We start from the raw sequence: 22,877 nt of genomic DNA, 5'->3' as shown, positions 1-22,877 counted from the left end.
AGGATCGGGTCCCGTGGCTCCCTCCCCACCGCGACCCCTGGTGATCGACACCGATCCCGGCATCGACGACGCCCTGGCGATCCTGCTGGCGCTGGCCAGCCCGGAGGTCGACCTGCGCCTGGTCACCACGGTGCACGGCAACGTCGAGCTGGCCCGGACGACCGACAACGCGCAGCGGGTGCTGCACCTGGCCGGGCGCTCCGACGTACCGGTGGCCGCCGGCGCCCGCGACTCGCTGGTCTACCGGCAGCCCGAACGGGCCGGCCACGTGCACGGCGCGACCGGCCTGGGCGGCGTCCAGCTGGAGCCCTCGCCGGCCGCCCTGGACCCGCGCCCGGCGGTGGTCGCGATGGCCGAGGTGCTGCTGGCCGCGGAGGCACCGGTGACGGTGGCCGCGATCGGCCCGTGGACGAACGTCGCGCTGCTGCTGGCCACCTACCCCGAGGCCGCCGAGCGGATCGGCCGGCTGGTGCTCATGGGCGGCTCGGCAGGACGCGGCGGCAACGTCACCGCGGCCGCGGAGTTCAACGTGTGGGCCGATCCGGAGGCCGCCCAGCGGGTGCTCGGCTCCGGCGTCCCCACCGTGCTGGTCGGCCTGGACGTCACGCTGCCCACCGTGCTGGACGACGCGGGGATCGCCCGGTTCGCCGCGGCCGGGCCGGTCGGGCGGACCGCGGCGGCGATCCTGCAGCAGTACGTCGACCACGCCCGCAGCAGCTACGGCACGAGCGGCGTCGTGCTGCACGACGCGCTGGCGCTGACCGAGGCGATCGTGCCGGGCACGCTGGGCACCGTGCGGCGGGACGTCGTTGTCGACACCACCCTGGGCGCCGGCCGCGGGCAGACGCTGGTCGACCGGCGCACGGTCTCCGGGTCGCCGACCGCGGTGGAGGTGGCCGAGACGGTGGACAGCGCTGCGGCGGTGGAGTTCCTGGTCAGCCGGCTGGCGGCGTTGGCCCGGTCGGTCTAACGCCTGCGGGTGCTCTCGACGATGCCGCGGGCGATGTCCCGCAGCTTGCGGTTGTAGCGCTGCGAGGCCTCCCGGAGGACCTCGAACGCCTGCTCGGCGTCCAGCCCCTGCTGTGCCATCAACACGCCCTTGGCCTGCTCGATCTCCGCGCGCGACTCCATCGCCAGCCGCATGTTCCGGGCGTGCTCGGCCAGTCGGTCGTGCGCATCGGCGTTGGCGACCGCGACCGCGACCGCTTCGGCCACCGCCGTCGCCGCCTGCTCCGACTCCACCGCCGCGAAGGCCCCGGGGTCGGGGGAGTACACGTTGAGCGCACCGATGGAGGAGCCCTGGTAGGGCAGCGGCATGGACAGCGAGCTGCGGACGCCGAGCTCGACCACACGGGCGGTGTAGTCCGAGTAGCGGCGCTCGGTGCGCATGTCGTCGATCCGGATGACGACACCGGCGCGACCGGCGTCCATGCAGGGGCCGTAGCCGCGCTCGTACTGCAGCTCGTCGGCGGCCAGCGCCATGTCGCCGGTGTGCGCCGCGGTGAACGCCTTGTCGCCGCGGATGAGGGTGACCGAGGTGGACTCCGCGCCGGGGACGCTGCGGGCGGCGATGCCGGTGACCTCCCCGAGGACCTCGTCCAGGGGTCGGTCGCCCAGTGCCACCCGACTGAGGTCGCGCCACAACTCCTCCACGGCGACAGTCTCCCCTGACCCGGCCGTCCGGGGCCGCCCCGAGCCCCCGGGGGCCGCCGCTGCACGAAACGGGCCTGTCGGTCAGGATGGAGTCGAGGGTCGGCCGTGGGTCCACCCCGGTCCCATCGCCCACCCGACGGCGGAGGAGGTTGCCTTGGGCCAGGAGCCGTGGCCGCACGCACCCGTGCCGTCCCTCGCGGGCGACGTGTGGCACTGGCAGCTCGAGGCCATGCACGTCGTCTCCCGCGTCCGGGCCGACCTGCGGGCCCGCATCGCCCACCCGTCGGTCTGCTCGACGTCCACCGACGACGCGCGCGACGGCCTGCTGCTGGTCTTCGAGGAGCTGGCCTCCAACGCCCTGCGGCACGGTGGCGGCGCGGTGCGCGCGCTGGTCGTCGCGGGCACCGACGGCTGGCTGCTCGACCTCAGCGACGAGGCGCCCGACCGGCCGCCCGTCCCCGCCGTCGACCGCGACCCGGCGCTGGGCGGCATGGGCCTGCACCTGGTCGCGCAGCTGTCCACCCGCTACGGCTGGGAGAGCCGCCCGGGCCGCAAGCACGTCTGGGCCCTGCTGCCCAACGGCCTGCAGCCGCTCGAGCAGGGCCACGACCGCGTTCCCGAGCCGCGGGCCGGGGAGCAGTCCCCCCACCGCGACTGAGCGATCCGTCGGCCTCCGGCCGGCACCGCGGCCACGTGCTCCCCCCGGTCGCGACGAGCCCGTCCTGGCACTCGATCGCGGGAGCCTCCGGCCCCCACTCCTCGCGCCGCCTCGCAGGGCGACCCACCCTCCCCACTATTTCCGTGCTCTGGTCACCGAGGCGCAGTAGCGGGCGTGGTCCTCGCGGACCTCGGCCATCGGGGCGAGCACCTCCTCCTGCGCGACGACGTCCACCGCCGCGTACAGCCGCTGCTCGGCCCGCCGCGCCCGGCGTCGCGCGCGCAGTCCGACCAGCGGCCGGGCCACCAGTGCCAGCAGCGCCCCGGCCAGCAACCCGCCTACCAGCAGCAGCGTGGGCAGCGGCAGGCCCTCGACCCGGGGCAGCGGGACGACGTCGTCGAGCTGGAAGAACCCGAGGACGACCAGGGCCAGCAGCCACAGCGCCCCCGCGAGCGCGACCAGGGTGAGCAGCCACTGCAGCGCGCCCACCGCCCGCTGCCACAGCGGGGTCCGCTGCGGGCCGAGGTCGGTGCCGGCGACGGCCCGGTCGAGCCGGTCGGCCAGGTGCTCCTCCGACACCTCGACGGTCCGCCGCAGCTCGTCGCGCCAGGCCTGGGGCAGCCCGTCGCCGGCGGCCTCGCGCGCCGCGCGCACCGCCCGCGTCACCCCGGCCCGCTGCACCGCACCGGCGGCGGGCAGCGACGTCCGGGCCACGACCTCACCCTCGCCCTGCCCCAGGTGCAGCCGCTCGAGCGGGTCGGGCCGCAGCTTCCGGGTCCAGCGCACCAGCGGCCAGCCGGTGGCTGCCGTCCCGCTGCGGCGCACGGAGCGCTCGACGGCCGCGGTCACCGCGGGCACCCCGGCGGCCTCGGCCAGCGCGTCGGTCAGCTGATCCCGCTCGGCCCGGCTGACGCCGCCCCCGCCGGGGCGGGCGGGGGACCCGGCGGCACAGTGCGCCGCCAGCGACATCGCGACCCCGCGGACGTCGGCGCTGAGCCGGTCGGTCGCCGCCCGCCGGGCGGACACCCGCCGCGCCAGGTCGGCGCGCAGCTCCCCGAGGCCGGTGCCGACGCGCGCGGAGACCGCGAGCAGCGGTGTGTCCGCCAGGCCCTCCTGGTCGAGCAGCCGGCGGAGATCGGTCAGGCAGGCCCGCGCGGCCGCGGCGTCGAGCCGGTCGACCTGGTTGAGGACGACGAGCAGCACGCCCGCGTGCCCGGCCAGCGGTACCAGGTAGCGCTCGTGGACGGCGGCGTCGGCGTACTTCTCCGGGTCGAGCACCCACACCAGCACGTCGACCAGCTGCACCAGCCGGTCGACCTCCAGCCGGTGCTCGAGCCGCACGCTGTCGTGGTCGGGCAGGTCGAGCAGCACCAGGCCGTCGAGTGCCGGCTCGGGGGCGTGCCGGTGCCTGCGCGGCACCTGCAGCCAGTCGAGCAGCCGGTCGGTCGGGTGGGTGGGGTCGTCGTTGCCGCCCCAGACGGTGGCGTGCGCGACGCCGGTGGTCGGCCTGCGGACGCCGGGGGTGCTCACCTCGCTGCCCGACAACGCGTTGAACAGCGTGGACTTGCCGCTGCCGGTGGCGCCGGCCAGGGCCACGACGGTGGCGTCGCCGAGCGCCTCGCGGGCGCCCGCCTTGGCCAGCAGCGTCCGGGCCTGGGCGAGCTCGGGCACCTCGAGGCGGCCGTCGGCCACCTCGACCGCCTCGCGCAGCGCCGCCAGCCGGTCGGCCAGCGGTGGCGTCCGTCCCCTCATGCCCGGTCCCGCGCCGCGGTCAGCGCGGTCGCGGCGGCGCGCAGCCCGTCAGCGGCCTCGGGCCCCGGCCCGGCCGCGTCGACGAGCGCGTCGAACCGGCCCTGCTCGTAGCGCAGCAGCGCGTCGGCGCGCGCCTGCAGGTCCTCCCGGGCCCGAGCGGCCAGGGAGCGGACGGCGGCGTCGCCGAAGACGGCCTCGAGCACGCGCTGGCCGAGGGCCGTCGTCCCGCCGGCGACCGCCACCTCCCCACCGGAGAGCCCACCGGTGTGCGCGAAGACGGCGACCATGACCGCGGCGCCGGCGCCGTTGACGCCCCAGGAGAGCACCCGGGCCTGGGTGCGCTTGCCCGCGCCCTCCTCACGGACGAGGTCGAGCACGTAGCCCTGCCAGTCGCGCACCTGCGCGGCGGCGGCCTCGGGGAAGTCCGGCGAGACCCGGTCGAGGTCGCTGTCGGCGGCGGCGAGCAGCGGCGGGCCGCCGGGCAGCGCGCGCCAGGTGGTGACGGTGCGCTCGGCGGCGCGGTCGGCCTCGGCGCGCAGCAGCGTCTCCACGCTGGTCTCCAGGGCGCCCTGCAGCTCGGCCGCGGGCGAGGGCCGGCCGGTGAGTGCGGCGGTGACCCGGTCGCGGAACCGGCCGATCGAGCTCTGCAGCGAGCGCATCCACTCGCCGGTGCCCACGAACTCCTGCCAGCGGGCCAGCACCTCGCCGCGCAGCAGGCTGCCACTGCGGACGCCCTCGTCGATGCCCTCGTAGGCGGCGGTGTAGGCCGCGGCGGCGGCCTCGCGCAGCGCGGTGGCGGCCTGCGCCTGCTGCTCGACCTCGGCGGCGATGCCGGCCACCCGGTCCTCGAGGCTGGCCAGCGCGCCGGTGAGGGTCTGCCGGACGACGGCGGCGCGCTGCTCCTGGTCGGCCGCGAGCGCGTGCAGCCACTCGCGCAGCGGGGCGACCTGGTCCCCGGGGAGGAACCCGTCGACCAGCGGACGCTCCTCCACGACGAACAGCCGCACCCCGGCCAGCCCGGCACGGTCGAGCATCCCGGCGAGGTCGGGGGCGATCTCGCCGGCGGCGCCCGGCGGCACCCGGTCCAGGACGACGGCCAGCGCGGTGCCGCGCTCCTGCGCCGTCCGCAGCACGTCCCACGGGACGGCGTCGGCGTAGCGGGCCGCGGTGGTGACGAAGACCCACAGGTCGGCGGCGGCGAGCAGCTGCGCGGCCAGCTCGCGGTTGGACTCCACGACCGAGTCGACGTCCGGTGCGTCGAGCAGCGCGAGACCGGGCGGGACGTCGTCCCGAGGTACCAGCTGCAGCGTGCCGGGGCCGCCGGCCCCGCCGGTGACGCGGGACAGGCCCGGCAGCACCCGGTCGCCCTCGAAGGCGGCCACGTCGGCGCGGGCGCAGACCAGCACCGGCGCCCGCGTGGTCGGCCGCAGCACGCCGGAGGTCGTGACCGAGGCGCCGACGATGCTGTTGACGAGCGTGGACTTGCCGGCGCCGGTGGAACCGCCGACGACGGTGAGCAGCGGGGCGTCGAGGTCGCGGAGCCGGGGCAGCAGGTAGTCGTCGACCTGCTCGACCACCCCGCGGGCTGCTCGGCGGGCGGCCTCGCTGCCCGGTGTGGCCAGGCCGAGCGGGGCGGCCGCGACGGCGTCCCTCAGGGCCGTCAGGGCCTCGGGCAGGCGAACGGGGGCGGTCACGACCAGGGGACTATCCCGCTGGTCCGGCTTCTAGTCGGACTGGCGGGCCCGCTCCTCGCGCATCGCCTGGAACACCCGCCTGCGCAGACGGTCCTGCTCCCTCTCGGGCAGGTCGAGGAACCGCAGCGACAAGGCCCACCGGGCGTCGATCGTCTGCTGGCGCACGACCTCCGCCCGCGCTGCGATCGGGCCGTCCTCCAACTGCACCGTGACCCCGACCACGCTGCCGGGGGCCGGGGTGACGCCGTGGGGCTCCAGGGTGGCGCGGACCCCGCCCTCGCTCAGGTCGAGCATCTCGCCGGCCAGGGCCGCGCCGTTGAAGCTCGCGGTGAGCGGGACCGACACCCGGGCCCGAACGGCCTGGCGACGCTGGACGTTCTCGGTGGGGCCCACGACCCTCAGGTGCCAGCGCGGCGCCGCGCCGCGCTGGACCGTGGCGACCTCCGCGGGGAGGGCGCGCGCGCCGTCACCGCTCAGCCACAGCACGGTGACCTCCTCGCCGACGGCGACCACCGCCTGGTCGACGTACTCGCTCACCGACGGCCGGACCAGCACCGTGGACGCGTCGCCACCCTCGACGCGGGCGGTCACCGTGGCGCCGCCACGGACGGCGGTGACCTGCACCTCCACGTCGGTGTCCGGGCGCACGTCGGCCACACCGATCTCCGCCACGCTCAAGGACGCCCTCCGATCACCTGCGCACGTGTCCGTACCCGTAGGGCTTCGGCAGCCCCGCCGAGGACTTGAGCGGTACGGCGTGCGGACCGTTCCGTCGAGGGCGCGGCCCCGCCCGGCCCCTCCCGGGCCCCGCTGGTGGGAAGGACAGCGGCCCGTCTGGAGGGCCCGCCGCGAGCCTGCGCGTGGCGGGGGAGGCGGTTCCTCCCTCAGGCGGATCCCCCTGGCCTGACTCCGCGCCTCGGTCCGCTCCTCGCTCGCCGGCGCTCGCTGCGATGCTCCCTCGGCTGTCCTCAGGCGGAGTCGCGGATCGGCGCGTCCCCGTGCTCGTGCCGCGCGCAGTGCGCACAGCAGTAGAAGTGCCCGTCGACCACGACGCCGTGGCCGACGACCTTCACGCCGCAGTGCTCGCAGATCGGCGCCATCTTGTGGATCGCGCACTCGAAGCTGTCGAAGGTGTGCCGCGCCCCCTGGGCGACCACCTCGAAGCTCATGTCGTAGTCGTTGCCGCAGACCTCGCAGACCGCCATGACCCCTCCTCGTCGTCCGAGGGTCAGGTCCTTCCCCGGCGGGGGCCGCCGGACACCGGCGGTCAGCGGCGGCGGGTTCTCGAGCCGGGCACCCGCGGCCGGAAGCTGCGGCGCACCCGCCGCCACCGGTTCGGCGTCCGCTCGGCGTCGAGCAGCTCGGTGTCGGCCAGCGCCTGCTCCACCGGGCCGAGGTCCGGCGGGGCGAAGGGCACCAGGGAGCGGCCCACCGGACGGCGCAGGCTCTCCACCGCCCGCAGCAGCGAGCCGCCGCAGGCCTCCACCGCGTCGGCGACCGCGGACGGGGGCACGCCGAGGTGCTCGCCCAGCAGCCGGTCGCGCAGGCCGGTGACGGCGGCGCTCTTCTCGGCCGCGCGCGGGTCGCCGGGGCGCACCTCGATGGAGACGTCGCACTCGGTGTCCAGCCCCATGGACCGGTTGTTCAGGTTGGACGAGCCGATCCGCAGGAACCGGTCGTCGACCACCGTGACCTTGGCGTGCACGTAGATCGGCCGCCGTCCCTCGGTCACCGGCACGTAGAGCTGGAACCGGCCGTGGACGTCGGCCTCCCGCACCATCGCGAGCAGTTTGGCGCGGGCGGTGCCCATCGCCTTCTCCTGCAGCCACCCCTCGGCGCTCTCGGGGTTGACGACGACGAAGTCCGGGCCCTCGGGTTCGCGCAGCCGCTCGGCGATGGCCTCGGCGATCCGGCGGTTGGCGAAGTACTGGCTCTCGATGTAGACGCTGCGCCGGGCGGAGGCGATCACGGCGAGCCACAGCAGCTCGATCTCGTGCACCAGGCTCGTGCCGCCGTGCTCGGGGCGGGTGCGGGAGACGGCCACGTCCACGTCGGTGAGCAGCGGCTCCACCTCCGGCGGCCAGCAGGCCTCGACGTCCTCGACCGGCTCCAGCGACCGCCCGGTACCGCTCTCCCACCGCTCCCGCGCCAGGTCGCCGATCGCGCGGGCGGCCGGACCGGAGACGAGGCTGGTCACGTCGTGCCAGGGCCCGGTGAGCCGGTGCGAGGAGGGACGGCGGCGCAGCGGGTGGCGGTCGAGGTGCTCGGAGGTGTCCCAGCGGTCGGCGGTGACGTCGATCCCGCCGGCGAAGGCCAGGCAGTCGTCGACGACCACGATCTTCTGGTGGTGGGCACCGCCCACCGGGTGGTGCGTGTCGACCGTCATCGTCAGCCGGTCGGAGGTGCGCCGGTCGAGCAGCACCACCGGCACCAGGCCGCGGCCGAGCGCGCCGATGACGCCGTAGTCCCAGACCAGGACGCCGATCTCCAGCTGCGGATTGCTGCGGACGGCGTCCTCCAGCACCCGCCCCAGCTTGTCCGGCCGGCGTCGCCCGGTGTGGCGCCGGCCGGCCCCGCGCGGGTCCATCCGGATCCGCGGGTCGAAGTCCCAGCCGATGAACAGCACCCGTCGCCGTGCGCGCAGCACCGCGCCGCGCAGCGCAGCGAAGTAGCCGGCGGCGTCGACGAACACGGCGTGCCGATCGGCCCGCTCGATCCGCCAGCAGGTCTCCCCGGGGACCAGCAGGTCCTCGGTGGCGACCGGCCCGGCACCTCCGTCGGCCACCCCGGTCAGCCGTTGCGGCGGACGTAGGAGCTGACGAAGTCCCGCAGGCTGCGGGTGGGCCGCAGCCACGCGCCGTCCGGCGGGAGCGCGTCCAGGCGCACCCGGTCCAGCGGGGCGGCGAAGGCACCCGGCACGTCCTCGATGTCGATGAACTCGAGCAGGTCCGAGCCGATGGCGTAGCCGGCGACCTCGCTGAACGCGACGACGGTGACCTGGGTGCCGGTGCGGGCCAGCTCCTCCAGCGGCTCGGCGAAGTTGCGGCCGTCGCCGGAGAAGACGACCAGCCGGCGCAGCCGGTGACTGTGCTGCCGGACCTCGATGTGGTCGAGCATCGCCTGGTCGATGTCGTCGTCGGGCTGCTGCTTGGGCCGGGCGAAGACGGCGAAGCCGAAGCTGCGCAGCGCCTCGACCCAGCGCTGCAGGGTGCCCACGACCGGCGGGATGTTGGCGAAGACGCAGGCCTCGACCTCGGGGGCGTCGGGTGCGCCGGCGTCGCCGGCACCCTCGACGAACCAGGCCGCGATCGCGTCGAAGCGGGGGCGTGAGGCCGCGGTGGGGCGGGCGCCGATCACCGTCGAGAGGGTCATGTCGATGTTCGGCGCGTCCCAGATGAGCAGGTCCAGCGCCGGGCGTGCCCGCCCGTCGAACGCGTCGGTGTCGGCAGTCTCCGCGGCGGCGTCCAGGTCGGTCACGGGGGCAGTCTGCCCGGCCGGGGGCGGAACGGGGGACGGCGCACCAGCAGCGCGTGGTGGACCGGCCGGTGACGTGGCCCGTCGCGGCGTGCGGCGGCGCAGCCGGCGGGCCCGCGCCGGGTCGCTCAGCAGCCGCGGGTCTGCAGCGCGAAGGCGCACGAGTCACCACCTGCCGCTCGCACCCGGGACGCCCACCGCATCACGTCGGAGGCCGGCATCGGGTGGGCGAGGAGGTAGCCCTGGGCGAGGTCGCAGCCGGCGTCGCGCACCATCTGCAGGTGCTCGGCGGTCTCCACGCCCTCGGCGACCGAGCGGATCCCGAGCGTGCGGGCCAGCGAGACGATCGCGGCCAGCACCGGTCCGGTGCCGTTGGCGGCCAGCCTGGCGGCGGCGCTGAGCAGCGAGCGGTCGATCTTGAGCGTCCCGATGGGCAGCGCGAGCAGCTGGGCGAGGGAGGACCAGCCGGTCCCGAAGTCGTCGATCGCCACCCGTACGCCGAAGTTCTGGAGCACGGCGAGCTGGTCCTCGGCGCGGGTGGGGTCCTCGGCGACGCTGGTCTCCGTCAGCTCGAGCACCAGGTTCTCCGGGGCCAGCCCGGAGTCGTGCAGCGCCACCCGCACGTCGCGCACCAGCGTCTCGGCGGAGAAGTGCCGGGCGCTGATGTTGACCGACATCCGCAGCGGCAGCCCCTGGTCGGCCCACTCGGCGGCCTGCCGGGTCGTCTCGCCGAGCAGCCACCGGGTGATCGGGATGAGCTGACCGGTCTCCTCGGCGACGGAGAGGAAGGCGTCGGGCGTGAGCAGTCCGCGCTCGGGGTGCTGCCAGCGCAGCAGCGCCTCCACGCCCTCGATCTCCCCGGTGTCCACGCGGACGAGCGGCTGGTAGTGGACGACGAACTGGTCGACAGCGCCGTCCCGCAGCCGGTTGGCGACCTCCAGCCGCCACCGCGCCGCCTCGCGCAGCCCGGGGGAGAAGACGTGCACGCGGTCCCGGCCGGAGCCCTTCGCGGCGAAGGCGGCGGTGTCGGCGTCGCTGAGCAGCTGGTGCGCCCGGTCGGCGCCGGGCGTCGCGGCGGCGACGCCGATGCTGGCCGACAGCGGCACCGAGATGCCCTCGGCGTGGAAGGGACGGGAGAAGGAGTCCTGCAGCCGGAAGGCCAGGGCCGCGGCCTCGGCGGTGTCGCAGTCCCGGGCGAGGACCAGGAACTGGTCGGCACCCAGCCGACCCACGGCGTCCCCCGGCCGGACCTGCTCGGCGAGCCGGCCGCCGACCTGCCGCAGCAGCTCGTCCCCGACCTCGTGGCCGAGGGAGTCGTTGACGGTCTTGAACCCGTCGAGGTCGAGGAACAGCAGTGCCGCCCGGCCCGCCCCGTCCTCCAGCGCCTCGCCGATGAGCTGCAACAGCCGGGCTCGGTTCGGCAGCCCGGTGAGGTCGTCGTGGCTGGCCCGCCAGGCGAGAGCCTCCTGGTCGCGCACCCGCCCGGTGATGTCGGTGAGGGCGACGACGACCCGGCCCGAGGTCCCGACGGGGGCCGCCTGCAGCCGGAACCACCTCGGGTCGGCACCGATCGCGTAGGGGTAGTCGTGCACGAACTGGCGGTCGGCGGCATCCCGACCCGGAGCCCGCAGCTGCGCCAGCCCGTCGGCGATGGCCTGGTGGTCCGCCGTGGTGAGGCGCTGGGACAGGGCGTGCAGGTAGTCGTCGCCGACCCTGCCGGCCCGCAACCCCGCCCGCTCGATGGCCACCGACGCCTCGCGCCACCGGCGGTTGGTCGAGACGATGCGGCCGTCGCCGTCCAGGAGCACCGTGGCGGGCGGCAACGCCTCCAGGACGGCGCTGAGCTGTTCCAGCTCCGTGGCGCGCTCCTGCCCGAGGCGGCGCTGCTCGTCGATGTCGCGGAGGAAGGCGGTGAGGCCGCCGGCGTCGGCGAAGGCGCGGATCTCGTACCAGCGGCCGAAGGGCTCGTAGAAGTACTCGAACTCGCGGGAGCCGCCGTCGGTGAGCACCGCCCGGTACTCGTCCTCGATGACCGTGCCGAGCGTCTCCGGGAAGCACTCGAGCACGTACCGGCCGATCGTGTCGTCGGCCCGGCGGCCCAGCAGCCGCTCAGCGGCGGCGTTCAGGTAGGTGAACCGCCCCCTGCGGTCGATCCGGTAGACGGCATCGGTGACCGAGGAGAAGGGGTCGGCGGGAGCGACGTGCCCAGCTGGAACGTGTCCGTGCACCCCTGCCCGCTCTCTCTCCCCTGCGGAACTCGCGTCGGGTCCCCGTCCCGGGGACCGCAGCCCTCGACCGCCCCCCACGACGGCCTCGGGCGCGCGACGCACGACCGAGGGTAACCACACGGATGCAAATCAGACAGGGGCGACCCGGGCGCGTTCGACGATCGCGCGGATCGGCGTCCCGCCCGGGAGGGTGCCGAGGACCGCGCCCCAGTCGCCGTCCAGCCGGGTGGCACAGAAGGTGTCGGCGACCTCCGCGGGAGCGTGCCGCAGGAGCAGCGAGGCCTGCAGGCACAGGGCCAGCAGGCCGGCGATGCGGCGGGCCCGCACGGGCAGCTGCTCAGGATCGGCGAGCTCGGTGTCGAGCCGGCCCACGGCGGCGTCGAGCCGGGTGTCTGCGCCGCGGGCCAGGTCGATCTCGGCGCGGACGGCGGCGAGGGACGCCGAGGAGCGGCCCATCGCGCGGAGGACGTCGAGGGCGATGACGTTGCCCGAGCCCTCCCAGATGCTGTTCAGCGGCGCCTGGCGGTAGAGCCGGGGCATGCCGGACTCCTCGACGTAACCGTTGCCGCCGAGCACCTCGAGTGCCTCGGCGACGGCCGTCGGGGTGCGCTTGCAGACCCAGAACTTCGCGGCGGCCCCGGCGAGGCGGAGGAAGTCGGACTCGCCCGCGTCGACGGCGGCGGCCAGCCGGATGGCGAGCGCGGTGGCGGCCTCGCTCTCCACGGCCAGGTCGGCGAGGACGTTCTGCATGAGCGGCTGGTCGGCGAGCAGCGCACCGAAGGCCCGACGGTGCCGGGCGTGGTGGATGGCCTGCGTGAGGGCGGCGCGGACGGTGGCGGCCGAGCCCAGCACGCAGTCCAGCCGGGTCGTGTTGACCATCTCGATGATCGTCGGCACGCCGCGGCCGGGCTCGCCGACCAGCCAGGCCGTCGTCCCCTCGAACTCGACCTCGCTCGAGGCGTTGGCGCGGTCGCCGAGCTTGTCCTTGAGCCGCTGCAGCCGGAAGACGTTGCGGGTGCCGTCGGGCAGCACGCGAGGGACGAGGAAGCAGGAGACCCCCTCGGGCAGCTGGGCGAGGACGAGGAACAGGTCGCCCATCGGGGCGCTGGTGAACCACTTGTGGCCGGTCAGCGCGAATGTCCCGTCCCCGTTGTGCCCGGCGGCGTTCGGGACCGCGCGGGTGGTGTTGGCGCGGACGTCGGAGCCGCCCTGCTTCTCGGTCATGCCCATGCCGGCGACCAGGCCGCTCTTGCCGGCCGGCTCGGCGAGGCCGAACTCGTAGGAGGCCGCGGTGAGGCCGGGCTCGTAGCGGGCGGCGAGGTCCGGGGCGGCGCGCAGCACGGGGACGGCGGCGTAGGTCATGGTCACCGGGCAGCCGTGGCCCATCTCGACCTGCGTCCAGGCGAGGTAGCCGACGGCGCGGCGGACGTGCGCGTGCGGCTCGGTCGAGTTCCACGGAGCCCCCGCCAGGCCGTGCTCGACCGCGGTGCGCATGAGGTCGTGCCAGGCGGGGTGGAACTCGACCTCGTCGATCCGGTGGCCGTAGCGGTCGTGGGTGCGCAGATGGGGCGGGTTCTCGTTCGCCAGCCGGCCCCACTCCTGGGCCTGCTCGCTGCCGGCCAGCGCACCCAGCGCCTTGAGCGAGTCGAGGGTGGCGACGTCGGCGTGCCGGACGCAGGCCTCGGCCAGGGCGGTGTCGCCGGCGACGGGGTCGTGCCCGGCGAGCGGCGGGACCTGGTTGGTGACCTCGTGCGTGACGCCCATGGCCGAAGGATGACACCGCGTTCCTCCGGCCCGCACCGACCCCAGGTGCCGTCCTCCTGCCGCGCTGAGCCCCTCGTTCCTCGCGGGACCCTCAGCGCCCACCCGGTTCCGGCACTCGAGCGGGCAGTCCGAACCCGACGGGACCGAGGTCGAGCCACGCGGGTAGCGACGACAGGCACCGCTCCCGACGCCGTTCCCCCGGCCCTCGGGCTGCCGCACACGCTCGTGCGGACCGATCCGGTCACGCACGCACGGCTGAAGCGCGTTCCACGTGGAACGCGCTTCAGCCGGGGGTCGTCCGTCGGGTCAGGCTGCGGTGATGAGTGGTGGCCCGGTGCGGTGGGGACCGATCAGGATCTCGGTGCCATCGGGCCGCCAGGTGCGCCATCGACCATCGGGCCGGCGTGCGACCTGGAAGCCGTGGTGGACCTGGGTGTGGTGCCGCTCGCACAGCAGCGCGGCGTTGACGGCACTTCACTAGTCTGCCCCCTTGTGACGACGGTAAGGGCCGCAGCGGTGTACGCCCGGATCAGCAGCGATACCGAAGGGCGCGCGTTGGGCGTGGCCCGCCAGGTGGAGGACTGCCGCCGCCTGGCCGACCAGCTGGGCTGGCCGGTGGCGCAGGAGTACGTGGACAACGACCTGTCGGCCTACTCCGGCAAGACCCGCCCCGCGTATCAGCAGCTGTTGGCCGACGTTGCGGAGGGCCTGCGCGACGCGGTGATCTGCTATCACGTGGACCGGCTGAGCCGCCGCCCGGTGGAGCTGGAGAGCTTCGTGGCCACGGTGGACGCCGCCGGGGTCCGGCAGGTGCGGTTCGTGGCCGGGGACATGGACCTGGGCACCGGGGACGGCCTGCTGATCGGGAGGATCATGGCGGCGGTGGCGGCGAACGAGTCAGCGGCCAAGAGCCGGCGGGTGCGCCGCAAGCTCGACCAGCTCGCCGCCGAGGGCCGGCCACACGGCGGCGCGCAGCGCCCGTTCGGCTACGAGCCGGACAAGGTGACCGTCCGCCCCGACGAGGCGGCGGTCATCCGGGCCCTGGTGGCCCGCTACGTGGCCGGGGAGAGCCTGCGCTCGCTGTGCACGTGGCTGGACGCCGAGGGCATCCGCACCGTCAACGGCGGGGAGTGGCGCAGCCCCACCCTGCGCGGCCTGCTGCGGTCGGGGCGGATCGCCGGGCTGCGCGAGCACCGCGGTGAGGTGATCGGCCCGGCCGCCTGGGAGCCGATCATCAGCCCCGCCGAGCGGGACCGGGTGCTGGCCCGGATGGCGGAGCAGACCATCACCGGGCGGCGGACGCCGCGCCGCTATGTGCTGTCCGGGTTGCTGCGCTGCGGCCGCTGCGGCGGCAAGCTGTTCGCCTCACCGCGCGAGAACAGCCGCCGCTATGTGTGCCTGTCCGGGCCCGACCACGGCGGCTGCGGGCGGCTGACCGTGGTGGCCGAGCCGCTCGAGCAGCTGTTGACCGAGGCGGTCATGCAGCGGCTGGACAGCCCCGAGCTGGCCGAGGTGCTCACCGGCCGTGGCGGGGATGCCCTAGCCGCCGAGCTCAGCGAGGGCCTGGCCACCGACTCCGAGCAGCTCGACGAGCTGGCGGTGATGTTCGGCAAGCAGGAGATCAGCGCGCGGGAGTGGCGCGCCGCCCGGGAACCCATCGAGGCTCGGATGCGCGAGCGCCAGCGGCAGCTCACCGCCGCCACCGGCACCGACGCGCTGGCCGGGCTGCCCGGCCACGGCGGCGAGCTGCGGCAGCGGTGGGACGAGTTGAGTCTGACTCGGCAGGCGGCGATCGTCGGCGCGGTGCTCGATCACGCCGTGATCGCCCCCGGCCAGCCCGGCGCCCGGACCCTGGACCCGAGCCGAGTACGGGCGATCTGGCGGGTCTGAGACGCCGCCGGGGCGGCCCCTACCCGCGCTTCGCGCGGTTCCGGGGCCCGCCACCGCCGGGCGCCAGCAGCGCCGCCACCTTGCCCAGCACCTGCGGATCGGTCACCCGCACTGGCACGCCCTGCTCGGCACACGACGCCGCCAACCAGGCGGCGACCTCTTCGCGGCTCAGCGTCGCCACGGCGACCGACCAGGCGAGGGGACACAACAGCAGTGCACGACGCGCTCCCGGGCATCGATCCAGTAGGGATCGACCCCGGCGCCTACGCCCTCGGCTTGTTTCCTGCTCCGGCATCAGCAGGCTGCCGCCCACTCGACTCTGTAGAGGCCCAGCACACGGGGATTGGGGTCCTACCCGCCACCGGGCCCGAGTGGGTGACCCGACGACTCTTCCGCGCCGCAGCCCAGTCTGCCTGAGGGGTCCGACAAACCCGGGTCAGGCGCGCAGCAGCCGTTGGCGCACCGCCTGCGCCGACACCTCCACCGCGCCGCCGATCCGCGCGAACGACAGCCCTGCCTCTCGGGCCTGCCGCATTGCATCCACCAGTTCCCGCTCGGCGGCGGCGCGCCGCTGGGCCGCCCGACGCAGCCGAACCAGCACGTCCACCTCGCTGACTGTCGGAGCGACCGGCGCAGGGTTAACTCTCGCCGCACTCGGCGGCTGCGCCGCCGGTGGCGGCGATTCGACCCGCAGGCTCGGCCTCGGGCGGTGCTTGGCCGCGCGCCGCTCAGCGGCGCGCCTCTGAGAGCGGCTCACAGCCGTGAACGTACCTTGCTGCGGGCATGAACCTGGGTTGTCATTCAACGTGGCCCTGACCTGCGGTGGGGTACCTATTCGCAGGTTTCCCAAGGGGCGCCTGCAGCGCCCTACCCGTCCCCAACTCAGGCACCGGCTGCGGTTCGCGAAGTGGAACGACCGCAGCAGGCAGCTGTGGGTCCGGGGGAAGAACGCCCCGAACCCCCACCGCCAAGCGGTCGACCGAACCGCCTGACCAGCTCACCTTGCTACCCCGCGATCATCGCCGCGGCTGCGCCCGCAATGCCGCCGAGCAAGGTCGAGGCGGAGAGGATGGCGATTTCAAGTTCTTTACTGCGGCCAGCCTCCGCAAAGCGGACCACTTCGAGCGTGGTTTCTAGCTCCGGGCTCGCTGTAGTGGGCGACACTTCGTCAACCCATTTACGCAAGCATCCCACTGCATCGCTTTGCGCATACACTCTAGTGACCGAATCAAGTGCGTACTCTTCGTTATGGGCAAATAGCAATTTTGCGCCTAACGCGTCCAGGCCAAGGCTGCGGGCTTCTGCGGCCGAACCAAAGACGCGATGCATCGAGGCTCGCCATCCAGTCGCATTATGGTCGGACACCAACGCGGAGGTTCGTGCGGTCAGGTGCCGGGAGTATTCCCGGCCCCAGTTCTGCATACGTACCAGATAGTAAAAAAGCGAAAGCTCACGCGCTAAGCGGAATTGCACATAAGTGAACGCTCGATGCGCGTCTGAGAACTGCTCCGCAGAGAAGTGCACTCGTATGTCCGAGTAGCCGACATGACGAACCACTTCCCATGAGACCGGCTGACCCTTGGTGTCTCCCGGCTCCAGTTGAAAGGATGCATGGAAGGGGCTAGGCCCTAGCAACGTGAATACTATGTCATCACTGACGCGCGGGATCTGTTGCCTAAGAAACCGCCACAGCAGCCGCACGGCCAGGGACCCGTCGCGGTCGCCGTCGCCGTCGAGACAAGTGACGAATGTGCACGGACCGTGATAGTCGTAGATTGTCTCAACGCGGAAGCGCTCGGACGCGTGGGTTTCCCCATCTAGCAACTCTGGATGAAGTCGTCGAGGAATTGCCACCTCGAAGGTGACTTCCGCATCCGGAATGTTCGGCTGAAATCTTTGCATCACTGGAGGCCCGTCGGTGACTGCGGGTTTCAGTGTCCACCGGTCAGACCTCAGGAGAGCAGCGTCGAAGGTGACCTCGACTTTCTCAACGCTCGAAATCCTGCCAAGTGCTTCCTCCACTTTGGAGCGCCACGTCTCGTGAAGGACTTCCCGTTCCTCGGGTTGCGGAGCCATCTCAAAGACGAAACAACCCAGGCCGAACGAAAGCGCGCTTGGTGCAGAAGGCAAGCTTACGGGCACCCATCCAGGCTATCCGAAGGGGATGTACTGGGATGTAGCGAGGTTGCCCAGGTCGGTGGCGCCGCCGTCGATCCAGGCCAGCAGGTGGTGCACATCGCACCACCAGATGGGCGCCGAGCAGCCGGGGAACACGCAGCCGCCATCGCGCACCTCCACCGCGCCGCACGTGCGGCGGGAACAGCCGCACGGCGCGGCCGTGGTCCAGCGGCACGCCGTCGGGGCCCAGCACGACGCGGGTGAGCTGCCCGTCGCAGGCAAGCCAGCGGGCGCGGGCCGCCGAGATCGGCGCGCCGGACCCCAGTCGGGCCGCACCCCGCCCGGTGCCGGGGTCGACCAGGTCCTCGATGCCGACGATGACGATGACTTGCGGCTTGTGGCCGCGCAGCGTCGGCAGCTGCCCGGCGGCCAACTGGTTGTCGCACAGCTGGACCAGCGCGTCGGCCCGCTGCAGGCCGCGGCTGCGCGCGTCGCCGGCGCCGCGGCCGGCCTGCACCAGGGACTCCAGCGCCGCCTGCAGCCTCTGCCCGCCCACCGCGTCGAGGTCGGAGCGGCCGGTGATCGACCCGTCGGCGTGCTCGGCGAGCACCAGCCGGCGGCCCTCGGTGGGGTCGGGTCCCGGCCCGTCGGCGTCCAGGCGGTCGAGGTAGTGGTGCACCGCCCTGGCGGTGTCGGTGTACGGGCGGGTCACCGCGACGTCGGCGAGGACCGTGTCCACCCCGGCCAGGTCCACGCCCTGCGCGGCGGCGCGGGCCAGCGGCTCGGGCTCGGCCACGCGGGCCACCAGGCCCGCCTGCTCACCGGTGACGTGCCGGCGGTGAAGGCCTCGGCGAGGGTGGGCAGAGACTCCAGCGCGCGGCCGGTGCGCACCACCCGCGCAGCCCCGGCGGTCGAGCAGTGCGCGTGCCCGCGCAGCCGGGAGGCCATCGTCTGCAGCCCGTCGACCTCCGCGGCCCCGGAGACCTCGGCCTCGCGCACCGTGCGGGCCACCTCCGCGGCGATCCGGTTCTGCGCCACCGGCAGCGGACCCAGCCGCTCCAGCAGCGCCGGACCGAACGACGGCGTCAGGTCCTCCGCGGCCAGGGCGTCGAGGGCGGCGATCAGCTGCTCCACGACACCTCCCCGCCGATTCGATCAGACGTTCGGGGTCTAGCCGATCCGACACCCCCAGGCAGATCGCTTCTCCAGGTCAGAAGCCTGTTCACAGATCCGGCGGACCCTGTGCCAGCGGCCGCAGGGCAGGGCAGAACGCGCAGGGACACGACCTCGCCATGGAGGTCACGCGAGCCTGGCTCGACGTCGCGTTCCGCGAGCTCGGCCCGCGCCGCCTGACCGAGGTCATCCACCCCGACAACGCAGCCAGCCGGGCGCCGGCCACCCCGGCTCGGCTTCCGCGTCCACCGCGAGCACGTGCGGCCGTCCGGCGTCCCCGTGCCGGTCCACGAGCGGCCGGCTCAGCGCAGCGGGCGGACCAGTCGGCCGATCGCCAGCTGGGCCAGCGGCGCGTAGCCGACGACCAGCGGCGCCGGCCCGGAGATCCGCAGCCCCGTCGTGCTGCCGCCGTCCGGCCCGTCGGTCACCCAGTGCAGCAGGTGCAGCCGCACCGGCCCGAGCGACACCGTCCACGACCACTGCCGGGCCGCCTCGTCCACCGTCTCGACGACGAACGGCAGCGTCACCCCCAGCGGTCCGCGGACCCGCCCACGCGCGCCGGCCGTCAGACGCGCCACCGGCAGATCCACCCCGGTGATCTGCGGCGCCCACTGCGGCCACCGCGCGGGGAGGGCGTACCGCTCCCAGGCCTCGGCCGGCGCCACGGGCCCGGTCGCGTGCAGGGTCAGCGTGGTCACGACGCCAGGGTGCCCGGAGCCGGGGAGCGCGGCCTCCCCAGCTGCCGCGCGGGCGGCGCCAGCAGCTCCATCAGGCCGGCGGGCCGCCGAGCAGGAGCTGGCGCAGCATGTGCATCGCCAGGGAGACCGACCGGTGCCGCACCGCCGACCGCGAGCCGGGGAGCACGACCGAGCGAGCCTGGCGTCCGTCGGGACCGACGGCACACAGGTGCACGGTCCCGACCGGCTTCCCCGGGGAGCCCCCGCCGGGGCCGGCGATCCCGGTGATGCCGACGCCGACGTCCGCTCCGAACCGCTCCCGCGCCCCCTCGGCCAGCGCTGCAGCGACCTGCGTGCTCACCGCGCCGTACGACGCCAGCACGTCCGACGGGACGCCGACCAGCCCCTGCTTGGCCGAGTTCGCGTACGACGCCACCCCGCCGAGCACCCACGCCGAGGACCCGGCCCGCTCGGTCAGCCGCGCCACCAGCAGCCCGCTGGTGCACGACTCCGCCGTCGCCACGGTCAGCCCGCCGTCGGCGAACGCGGAGGCCACCAGGTCGTCGACCGTCGGGCCGGTCGAGAACAGCTGCGGCCCGTGCGCCCCGCGCACCTCCTCGACCAGCCGGTCGTACTCCGGCTGCGCCTCCGGGCCGTAGCGGGTGACGATCTCCAGCTCGCCGTCCCGCAAGCAGGTGGTGACCTCCAGGGCGGGGAACTCGTGCTGCCGCAGCGTCGCCGCGAGCTGCGACTCGAGCGTCCCCCACAGCCGCAGCGTCTCCTGGCGCAGCTCGCTGCGCCCGGCCAGCGCCCGCTGCACCGGCTCGGCGGCCAGCGCCGCCGGCCACATCCCCTGCAGCTCCGACGGCGGCCCGGGCAGGACGACGACCACCGGCCCGTCCCGCCCCTCCGCCGGGGGGACGACGAGACCCGGCGCCGTCCCGACCGGCGGCAGCACGGTCGCCCCCTCCGGCACGAGCGCCTGCTTGCGGACGCCCGCCGCCGTCGCCTCCGGATCGGCGCGCCAGCCGCGGCCGTCCATGAGTCCCTCGACGATGCCGGCGATCTGCCGCTCCAGCTCGGGGTCGACCGACGACGGCCGGCCCTGCACCTCGCCGACCATCTGCGCGGTCAGGTCGTCGGCGGTCGGGCCGAGACCACCGGTGGTGAGGACGACGTCCTCGCCGGCGAGGAAGCGCAACGCGGAGCGCAGGTCCTCGGGCCGGTCGCCGACGACGACCACCGCGCCGACGTCCACCCCCAGCTGCCGCAGCTGCTCGGCCACCCACGGGCCGTTGCGGTCCTCCACCCGGCCGGTGAGGACCTCGGTCCCGGTGACGACGATCCCTGCGCGCACGGCCACCCGGCCGACCCTAGTGAGCTGTCCGCCCGCCCGCGTTTCCTGCCGGGCACCCGGCCGCCCCGCCGCTAGCGTGCGGGACGAACCGGTCCGGCGCGCGCCCGCGTCCCGAGGAGGAACCGTGACCCACCCGAGTCCCAGCCCCGAGCCGCCAGCGCCGCGCGACCCGACCGACCCGGGCACGCACGGGACCACGTTAGCTCCCGGCGGTGCGACCGCCGCCGGCACGCACCAGTTCCCGCGGGTGGACGCCGAGCCGCTGCCCGGCGGGATCCAGCCGACCGGCCCGGTCGGCTCGTGGCCCGGACCGCTCGGCCACGGAACGGTGCCGCCGGCCGCCGGCACCGGGGCCTCCTCCCTCGGCCGGCCGCTCTCCGCCGAGGAGCGCTCCCGCCGGAGCCGGACGCCGCGCGCGCCCCGCACCCCCCGTCCTCCCCGCACCCCCGGCACCGGACGGTCCCCGCAGGAGCGCGCCGTGCGCATCGGCACCGGTCTGACCGCGCTGTCCCTGCTGCTGCTCCAGCTGGGTCTCGGCCTGGGCTTCGGCGAGGTGCGGCTGTGGACGACCGTGACGCTGTGGTCGGTCTTCGCGACCCTGGCCGTGCTCGTCGGGGCGCTGCCGTTCGCCGGTCGCGTCGTCCCCGCGGCCCGGCAGCACCCCGACGCCGCGTGGAAGGCCGCAGCCGCGGGGCTGACCGGCCTGGCCGTGTTCTGGGTGCTCGTCGTGCTGCCACGCGTCGACAGCGACCGCGGCTTCGTCCTGACCGGCGCGCTCGCCGCCCTGGGTGCCGCGCTCTGGATCGCCCCCGGCCGCAGCCGGGGCTGACACGGCGAGCCGGGAGCAGCGGCGGGGGTCAGCCCCGCCCGTTCCCCCTGCCGGAGCCCTCCGGCTTCTCCCTGTCCCTGCCCCGTCCCCGGTCATCGCTCCTGCCGGGGCCCGACCCCTCGTCCGCGTCGTCGACGACCACCGGCGCGGGCGCGGGAGCCGGGACGGGGTGAGGAGCAGGCGCGACCGGCGCCGGGGCGGGCTGGGGAACGACGGGCACGGGGGCAGGCCGGGGAACGACGGGCGCCGGAGCGGGCTCCGGGGCGACGGGAGCCGGCGGGGCCACCGCGACCGTCAGCGTCACCAGGTCGCCCGGCAGCAGCGCACCGACCGGCCCGAGCCCGACGACCGACCCCACGGGGACGTCGGAGCGCTCCGCGGTCTCCCGCTGCACCCGCAGGCCAAGGGCCGCCAGCTCCCCCTCGACCTGGTCGGCCGGCCGCCCGACGTGGTCCGCTGCCGCGACCACCAGCGCCGCCACCGGCTCCACGGGCACGCTGGTCGGGGCCTCGGCGCCGGCGACGGGCACCGGCGTGCCGGCGTCCCCGCCGCCGAGCACCTGCAGGGCCCCCATGCCCAGCCCCGCGCCGAGCAGCAGCGCGGCCGCCGGCACCAGCAGCCGCCCGCGGGACGACCCCGCCCCGCCTGCCGGGAGTGCCGCCGTGGTCGGCGGCAGCGGTGCCAGGGGCCGGCCGGCGCGCACGGTGTCGACGGCGGCACGGAAGGCGGCGCCGTCCGGGAGACGCAGCGCCGGGTCCTTGACCATGGCGCGGGCGACGAGGGTGCGCACCGCTTCGGGGACGTCGTCGGGCAGCGGCTCGGGCTCGTCGCGGATCTGCGCCAGTGCGATCTGCACCGGGCTCTCGCCGTCGAACGCGCGCCGGCCGGCGAGGCACTCGTAGGCGATCGCCCCGAGCGCGTAGACGTCGCTGGCCGGGCCGGCCCTGCCGCCGTCGGCCTGCTCCGGTGACAGGTAGTGGGCGGTGCCGACCACCTGGCCGGTGCGGGTGAGCGGCACGCTCGACGCCGAGCAGGCGATCCCGAAGTCGGTGATCCTGACGACGCCGTCCCAGCCGACCAGCACGTTCCCGGGCTTGACGTCGCGGTGCACCACGCCGGCGGCGTGCGCCACGGCCAGCGCCGCAGCGGTCTGGCCCACGATGTCCAGCGTCCGGTGCGGGTCCAGCCGGCCGCAGCGGGTCAGCAGCGCCGACAGCGGCTCACCCTCCACCAGCTCCATCACCAGGTAGGCGAGGGTCTCCCCGCCGGCCGCCACGACCTCGCCGTAGTCGTGCAGGGCGGCGATGTTCGGGTGCACCAGCCGTGCGGTGTGCTGGGCCTCGGCGCGGAACCGGGCGAGGAAGGTGGGGTCGCCGGTGTACTCGCTGCGCAGCACCTTGACCGCGACGGACCGGTCCAGCAGCGCGTCGTGGGCCCGCCAGACCTGGCCCATGCCGCCGGTGGCCAGCAGCGAGGACAGCGTGTAGCGGCCGCCGAGCGTGCGCACCCCCGGCTCAGCCACCCGTTCCTCCCGCACGTCAGCACCGGCAGCCGTCCCCCGGCGACCTCCCAGCGTGCCACCCGGAGCCCCCGCAGACAGCCCGGAGCGG

The 22,877-nt window shown here is 75.0% G+C and carries 21 protein-coding genes and 1 pseudogene; 4 read left to right on the top strand and 18 right to left on the bottom strand.

Annotated elements, in window-relative coordinates; translation table 11 throughout:
- The first annotated feature begins 13 nt into the window (after positions 1-13).
- Positions 14-970, top strand: coding sequence for a nucleoside hydrolase (locus ACWIX3_RS04510; RefSeq protein ID WP_448610879.1), 957 nt, complete (start codon positions 14-16; stop codon positions 968-970).
- Here the strand turns inward: ACWIX3_RS04510 and ACWIX3_RS04505 are convergent.
- Positions 967-1,653: a GAF and ANTAR domain-containing protein gene (locus ACWIX3_RS04505; RefSeq protein WP_448610878.1), complete on the bottom strand. Its 687-nt coding sequence runs from the start codon at positions 1,651-1,653 to the stop codon at positions 967-969. The genes ACWIX3_RS04510 and ACWIX3_RS04505 overlap by 4 nt on opposite strands.
- A 154-nt stretch (positions 1,654-1,807) precedes the next feature.
- Here ACWIX3_RS04505 and ACWIX3_RS04500 point away from each other — a divergent pair, with 154 nt between their 5' ends.
- Complete coding sequence (locus ACWIX3_RS04500) at positions 1,808-2,311, top strand: ATP-binding protein (RefSeq protein ID WP_448610877.1); 504 nt, start codon at positions 1,808-1,810, stop codon at positions 2,309-2,311.
- A 135-nt stretch (positions 2,312-2,446) separates the two neighbouring features.
- On the opposite strand, the gene ACWIX3_RS04495 is transcribed toward ACWIX3_RS04500, so the two are convergent.
- The 9 genes and pseudogenes from ACWIX3_RS04495 to ACWIX3_RS04455 all read right to left on the bottom strand — a co-directional run.
- Positions 2,447-4,063: a GTPase gene (locus ACWIX3_RS04495; RefSeq protein ID WP_448610876.1), complete on the bottom strand. Its 1,617-nt coding sequence runs from the start codon at positions 4,061-4,063 to the stop codon at positions 2,447-2,449.
- A complete protein-coding gene (locus ACWIX3_RS04490) occupies positions 4,060-5,757 on the bottom strand; it encodes an ABC transporter (protein ID WP_448610875.1) in 1,698 nt (565 codons plus the stop codon). Before ACWIX3_RS04490 ends, ACWIX3_RS04495 begins: the two co-directional genes overlap by 4 nt.
- Before the next feature lie 30 nt (positions 5,758-5,787).
- A complete protein-coding gene (locus tag ACWIX3_RS04485) occupies positions 5,788-6,429 on the bottom strand; it encodes a flagellar brake protein (RefSeq protein WP_448612438.1) in 642 nt (213 codons plus the stop codon).
- Between the two features lie 296 nt (positions 6,430-6,725).
- On the bottom strand, positions 6,726-6,962 hold the full coding sequence (locus tag ACWIX3_RS04480) for a hypothetical protein (RefSeq protein WP_448610874.1): 237 nt from the start codon (positions 6,960-6,962) through the stop codon (positions 6,726-6,728).
- Between the two features lie 62 nt (positions 6,963-7,024).
- Positions 7,025-8,542 (bottom strand): phospholipase D-like domain-containing protein, encoded by a 1,518-nt coding sequence (locus tag ACWIX3_RS04475; RefSeq protein WP_448610873.1) that lies wholly within the window; start codon positions 8,540-8,542, stop codon positions 7,025-7,027.
- A gap of 5 nt (positions 8,543-8,547) precedes the next feature.
- Entirely contained in the window at positions 8,548-9,234 is a 687-nt protein-coding gene (locus ACWIX3_RS04470; protein ID WP_448610872.1) for an NYN domain-containing protein, read from the bottom strand.
- 125 nt (positions 9,235-9,359) lie between these two features.
- A complete protein-coding gene (locus tag ACWIX3_RS04465) occupies positions 9,360-11,459 on the bottom strand; it encodes a putative bifunctional diguanylate cyclase/phosphodiesterase (protein ID WP_448610871.1) in 2,100 nt (699 codons plus the stop codon).
- A 129-nt stretch (positions 11,460-11,588) separates the two neighbouring features.
- Complete coding sequence (locus tag ACWIX3_RS04460) at positions 11,589-13,223, bottom strand: acyl-CoA dehydrogenase family protein (RefSeq protein WP_448610870.1); 1,635 nt, start codon at positions 13,221-13,223, stop codon at positions 11,589-11,591.
- A gap of 306 nt (positions 13,224-13,529) precedes the next feature.
- A pseudogene (locus ACWIX3_RS04455) lies at positions 13,530-13,697 on the bottom strand (endonuclease); the annotation flags it as partial.
- Here ACWIX3_RS04455 and ACWIX3_RS04450 point away from each other — a divergent pair.
- The gene (locus ACWIX3_RS04450) at positions 13,644-15,113 is read left to right on the top strand and encodes a recombinase family protein (RefSeq protein ID WP_448612437.1); all 1,470 of its coding nucleotides are present in this window, start codon (positions 13,644-13,646) and stop codon (positions 15,111-15,113) included. The pseudogene ACWIX3_RS04455 and the gene ACWIX3_RS04450 overlap by 54 nt on opposite strands.
- A 19-nt stretch (positions 15,114-15,132) precedes the next feature.
- Here ACWIX3_RS04450 and ACWIX3_RS04445 read toward each other — a convergent pair whose 3' ends face one another.
- The 7 genes from ACWIX3_RS04445 to ACWIX3_RS04415 form a co-directional block, all read right to left on the bottom strand.
- Positions 15,133-15,294 (bottom strand): hypothetical protein, encoded by a 162-nt coding sequence (locus ACWIX3_RS04445; RefSeq protein ID WP_448610869.1) that lies wholly within the window; start codon positions 15,292-15,294, stop codon positions 15,133-15,135.
- 255 nt (positions 15,295-15,549) lie between these two features.
- Complete coding sequence (locus ACWIX3_RS04440; RefSeq protein ID WP_448610868.1) at positions 15,550-15,720, bottom strand: hypothetical protein; 171 nt, start codon at positions 15,718-15,720, stop codon at positions 15,550-15,552.
- Positions 15,721-16,118: 398 nt separating this feature from the next.
- Positions 16,119-17,189, bottom strand: coding sequence for a hypothetical protein (locus tag ACWIX3_RS04435; RefSeq protein WP_448610867.1), 1,071 nt, complete (start codon positions 17,187-17,189; stop codon positions 16,119-16,121).
- Position 17,190: 1 nt separating this feature from the next.
- Complete coding sequence (locus ACWIX3_RS04430; RefSeq protein ID WP_448610866.1) at positions 17,191-18,027, bottom strand: DUF222 domain-containing protein; 837 nt, start codon at positions 18,025-18,027, stop codon at positions 17,191-17,193.
- Entirely contained in the window at positions 17,940-18,365 is a 426-nt protein-coding gene (locus ACWIX3_RS04425; RefSeq protein ID WP_448610865.1) for a hypothetical protein, read from the bottom strand. Before ACWIX3_RS04425 ends, ACWIX3_RS04430 begins: the two co-directional genes overlap by 88 nt.
- A 341-nt stretch (positions 18,366-18,706) precedes the next feature.
- Positions 18,707-19,102, bottom strand: coding sequence for an SRPBCC family protein (locus tag ACWIX3_RS04420; RefSeq protein WP_448610864.1), 396 nt, complete (start codon positions 19,100-19,102; stop codon positions 18,707-18,709).
- 70 nt (positions 19,103-19,172) lie between these two features.
- Positions 19,173-20,444, bottom strand: a complete 1,272-nt coding sequence (locus ACWIX3_RS04415) for a competence/damage-inducible protein A (RefSeq protein ID WP_448610863.1) — start codon at positions 20,442-20,444, stop codon at positions 19,173-19,175.
- A gap of 118 nt (positions 20,445-20,562) precedes the next feature.
- On the opposite strand from ACWIX3_RS04415, the gene ACWIX3_RS04410 reads away from it, so the two are divergent.
- Positions 20,563-21,267, top strand: coding sequence for a hypothetical protein (locus tag ACWIX3_RS04410; RefSeq protein ID WP_448610862.1), 705 nt, complete (start codon positions 20,563-20,565; stop codon positions 21,265-21,267).
- A gap of 28 nt (positions 21,268-21,295) precedes the next feature.
- Here ACWIX3_RS04410 and ACWIX3_RS04405 read toward each other — a convergent pair whose 3' ends face one another.
- Positions 21,296-22,789, bottom strand: a complete 1,494-nt coding sequence (locus tag ACWIX3_RS04405; RefSeq protein ID WP_448610861.1) for a protein kinase domain-containing protein — start codon at positions 22,787-22,789, stop codon at positions 21,296-21,298.
- Positions 22,790-22,877: the final 88 nt, after the last annotated feature.

It is taken from the genome of Geodermatophilus sp. URMC 60 (assembly GCF_053502585.1).
The sequence above is the reverse complement of the archived record's forward strand: the minus strand, read 5'-3'. Positions and strand labels throughout refer to the sequence as shown.

What these genes read in the sequence shown, in the direction of transcription:
- ACWIX3_RS04435 (WP_448610867.1), bottom strand. Translation starts at nt 17,189, where the DNA reads ATGGCTCCGCAACCCGAGGAACGGGAAGTCCTTCACGAGACGTGGCGC.
- ACWIX3_RS04460 (WP_448610870.1), bottom strand. Translation starts at nt 13,223, where the DNA reads ATGGGCGTCACGCACGAGGTCACCAACCAGGTCCCGCCGCTCGCCGGG.
- ACWIX3_RS04495 (WP_448610876.1), bottom strand. Translation starts at nt 4,063, where the DNA reads ATGAGGGGACGGACGCCACCGCTGGCCGACCGGCTGGCGGCGCTGCGC.
- ACWIX3_RS04480 (WP_448610874.1), bottom strand. Translation starts at nt 6,962, where the DNA reads ATGGCGGTCTGCGAGGTCTGCGGCAACGACTACGACATGAGCTTCGAG.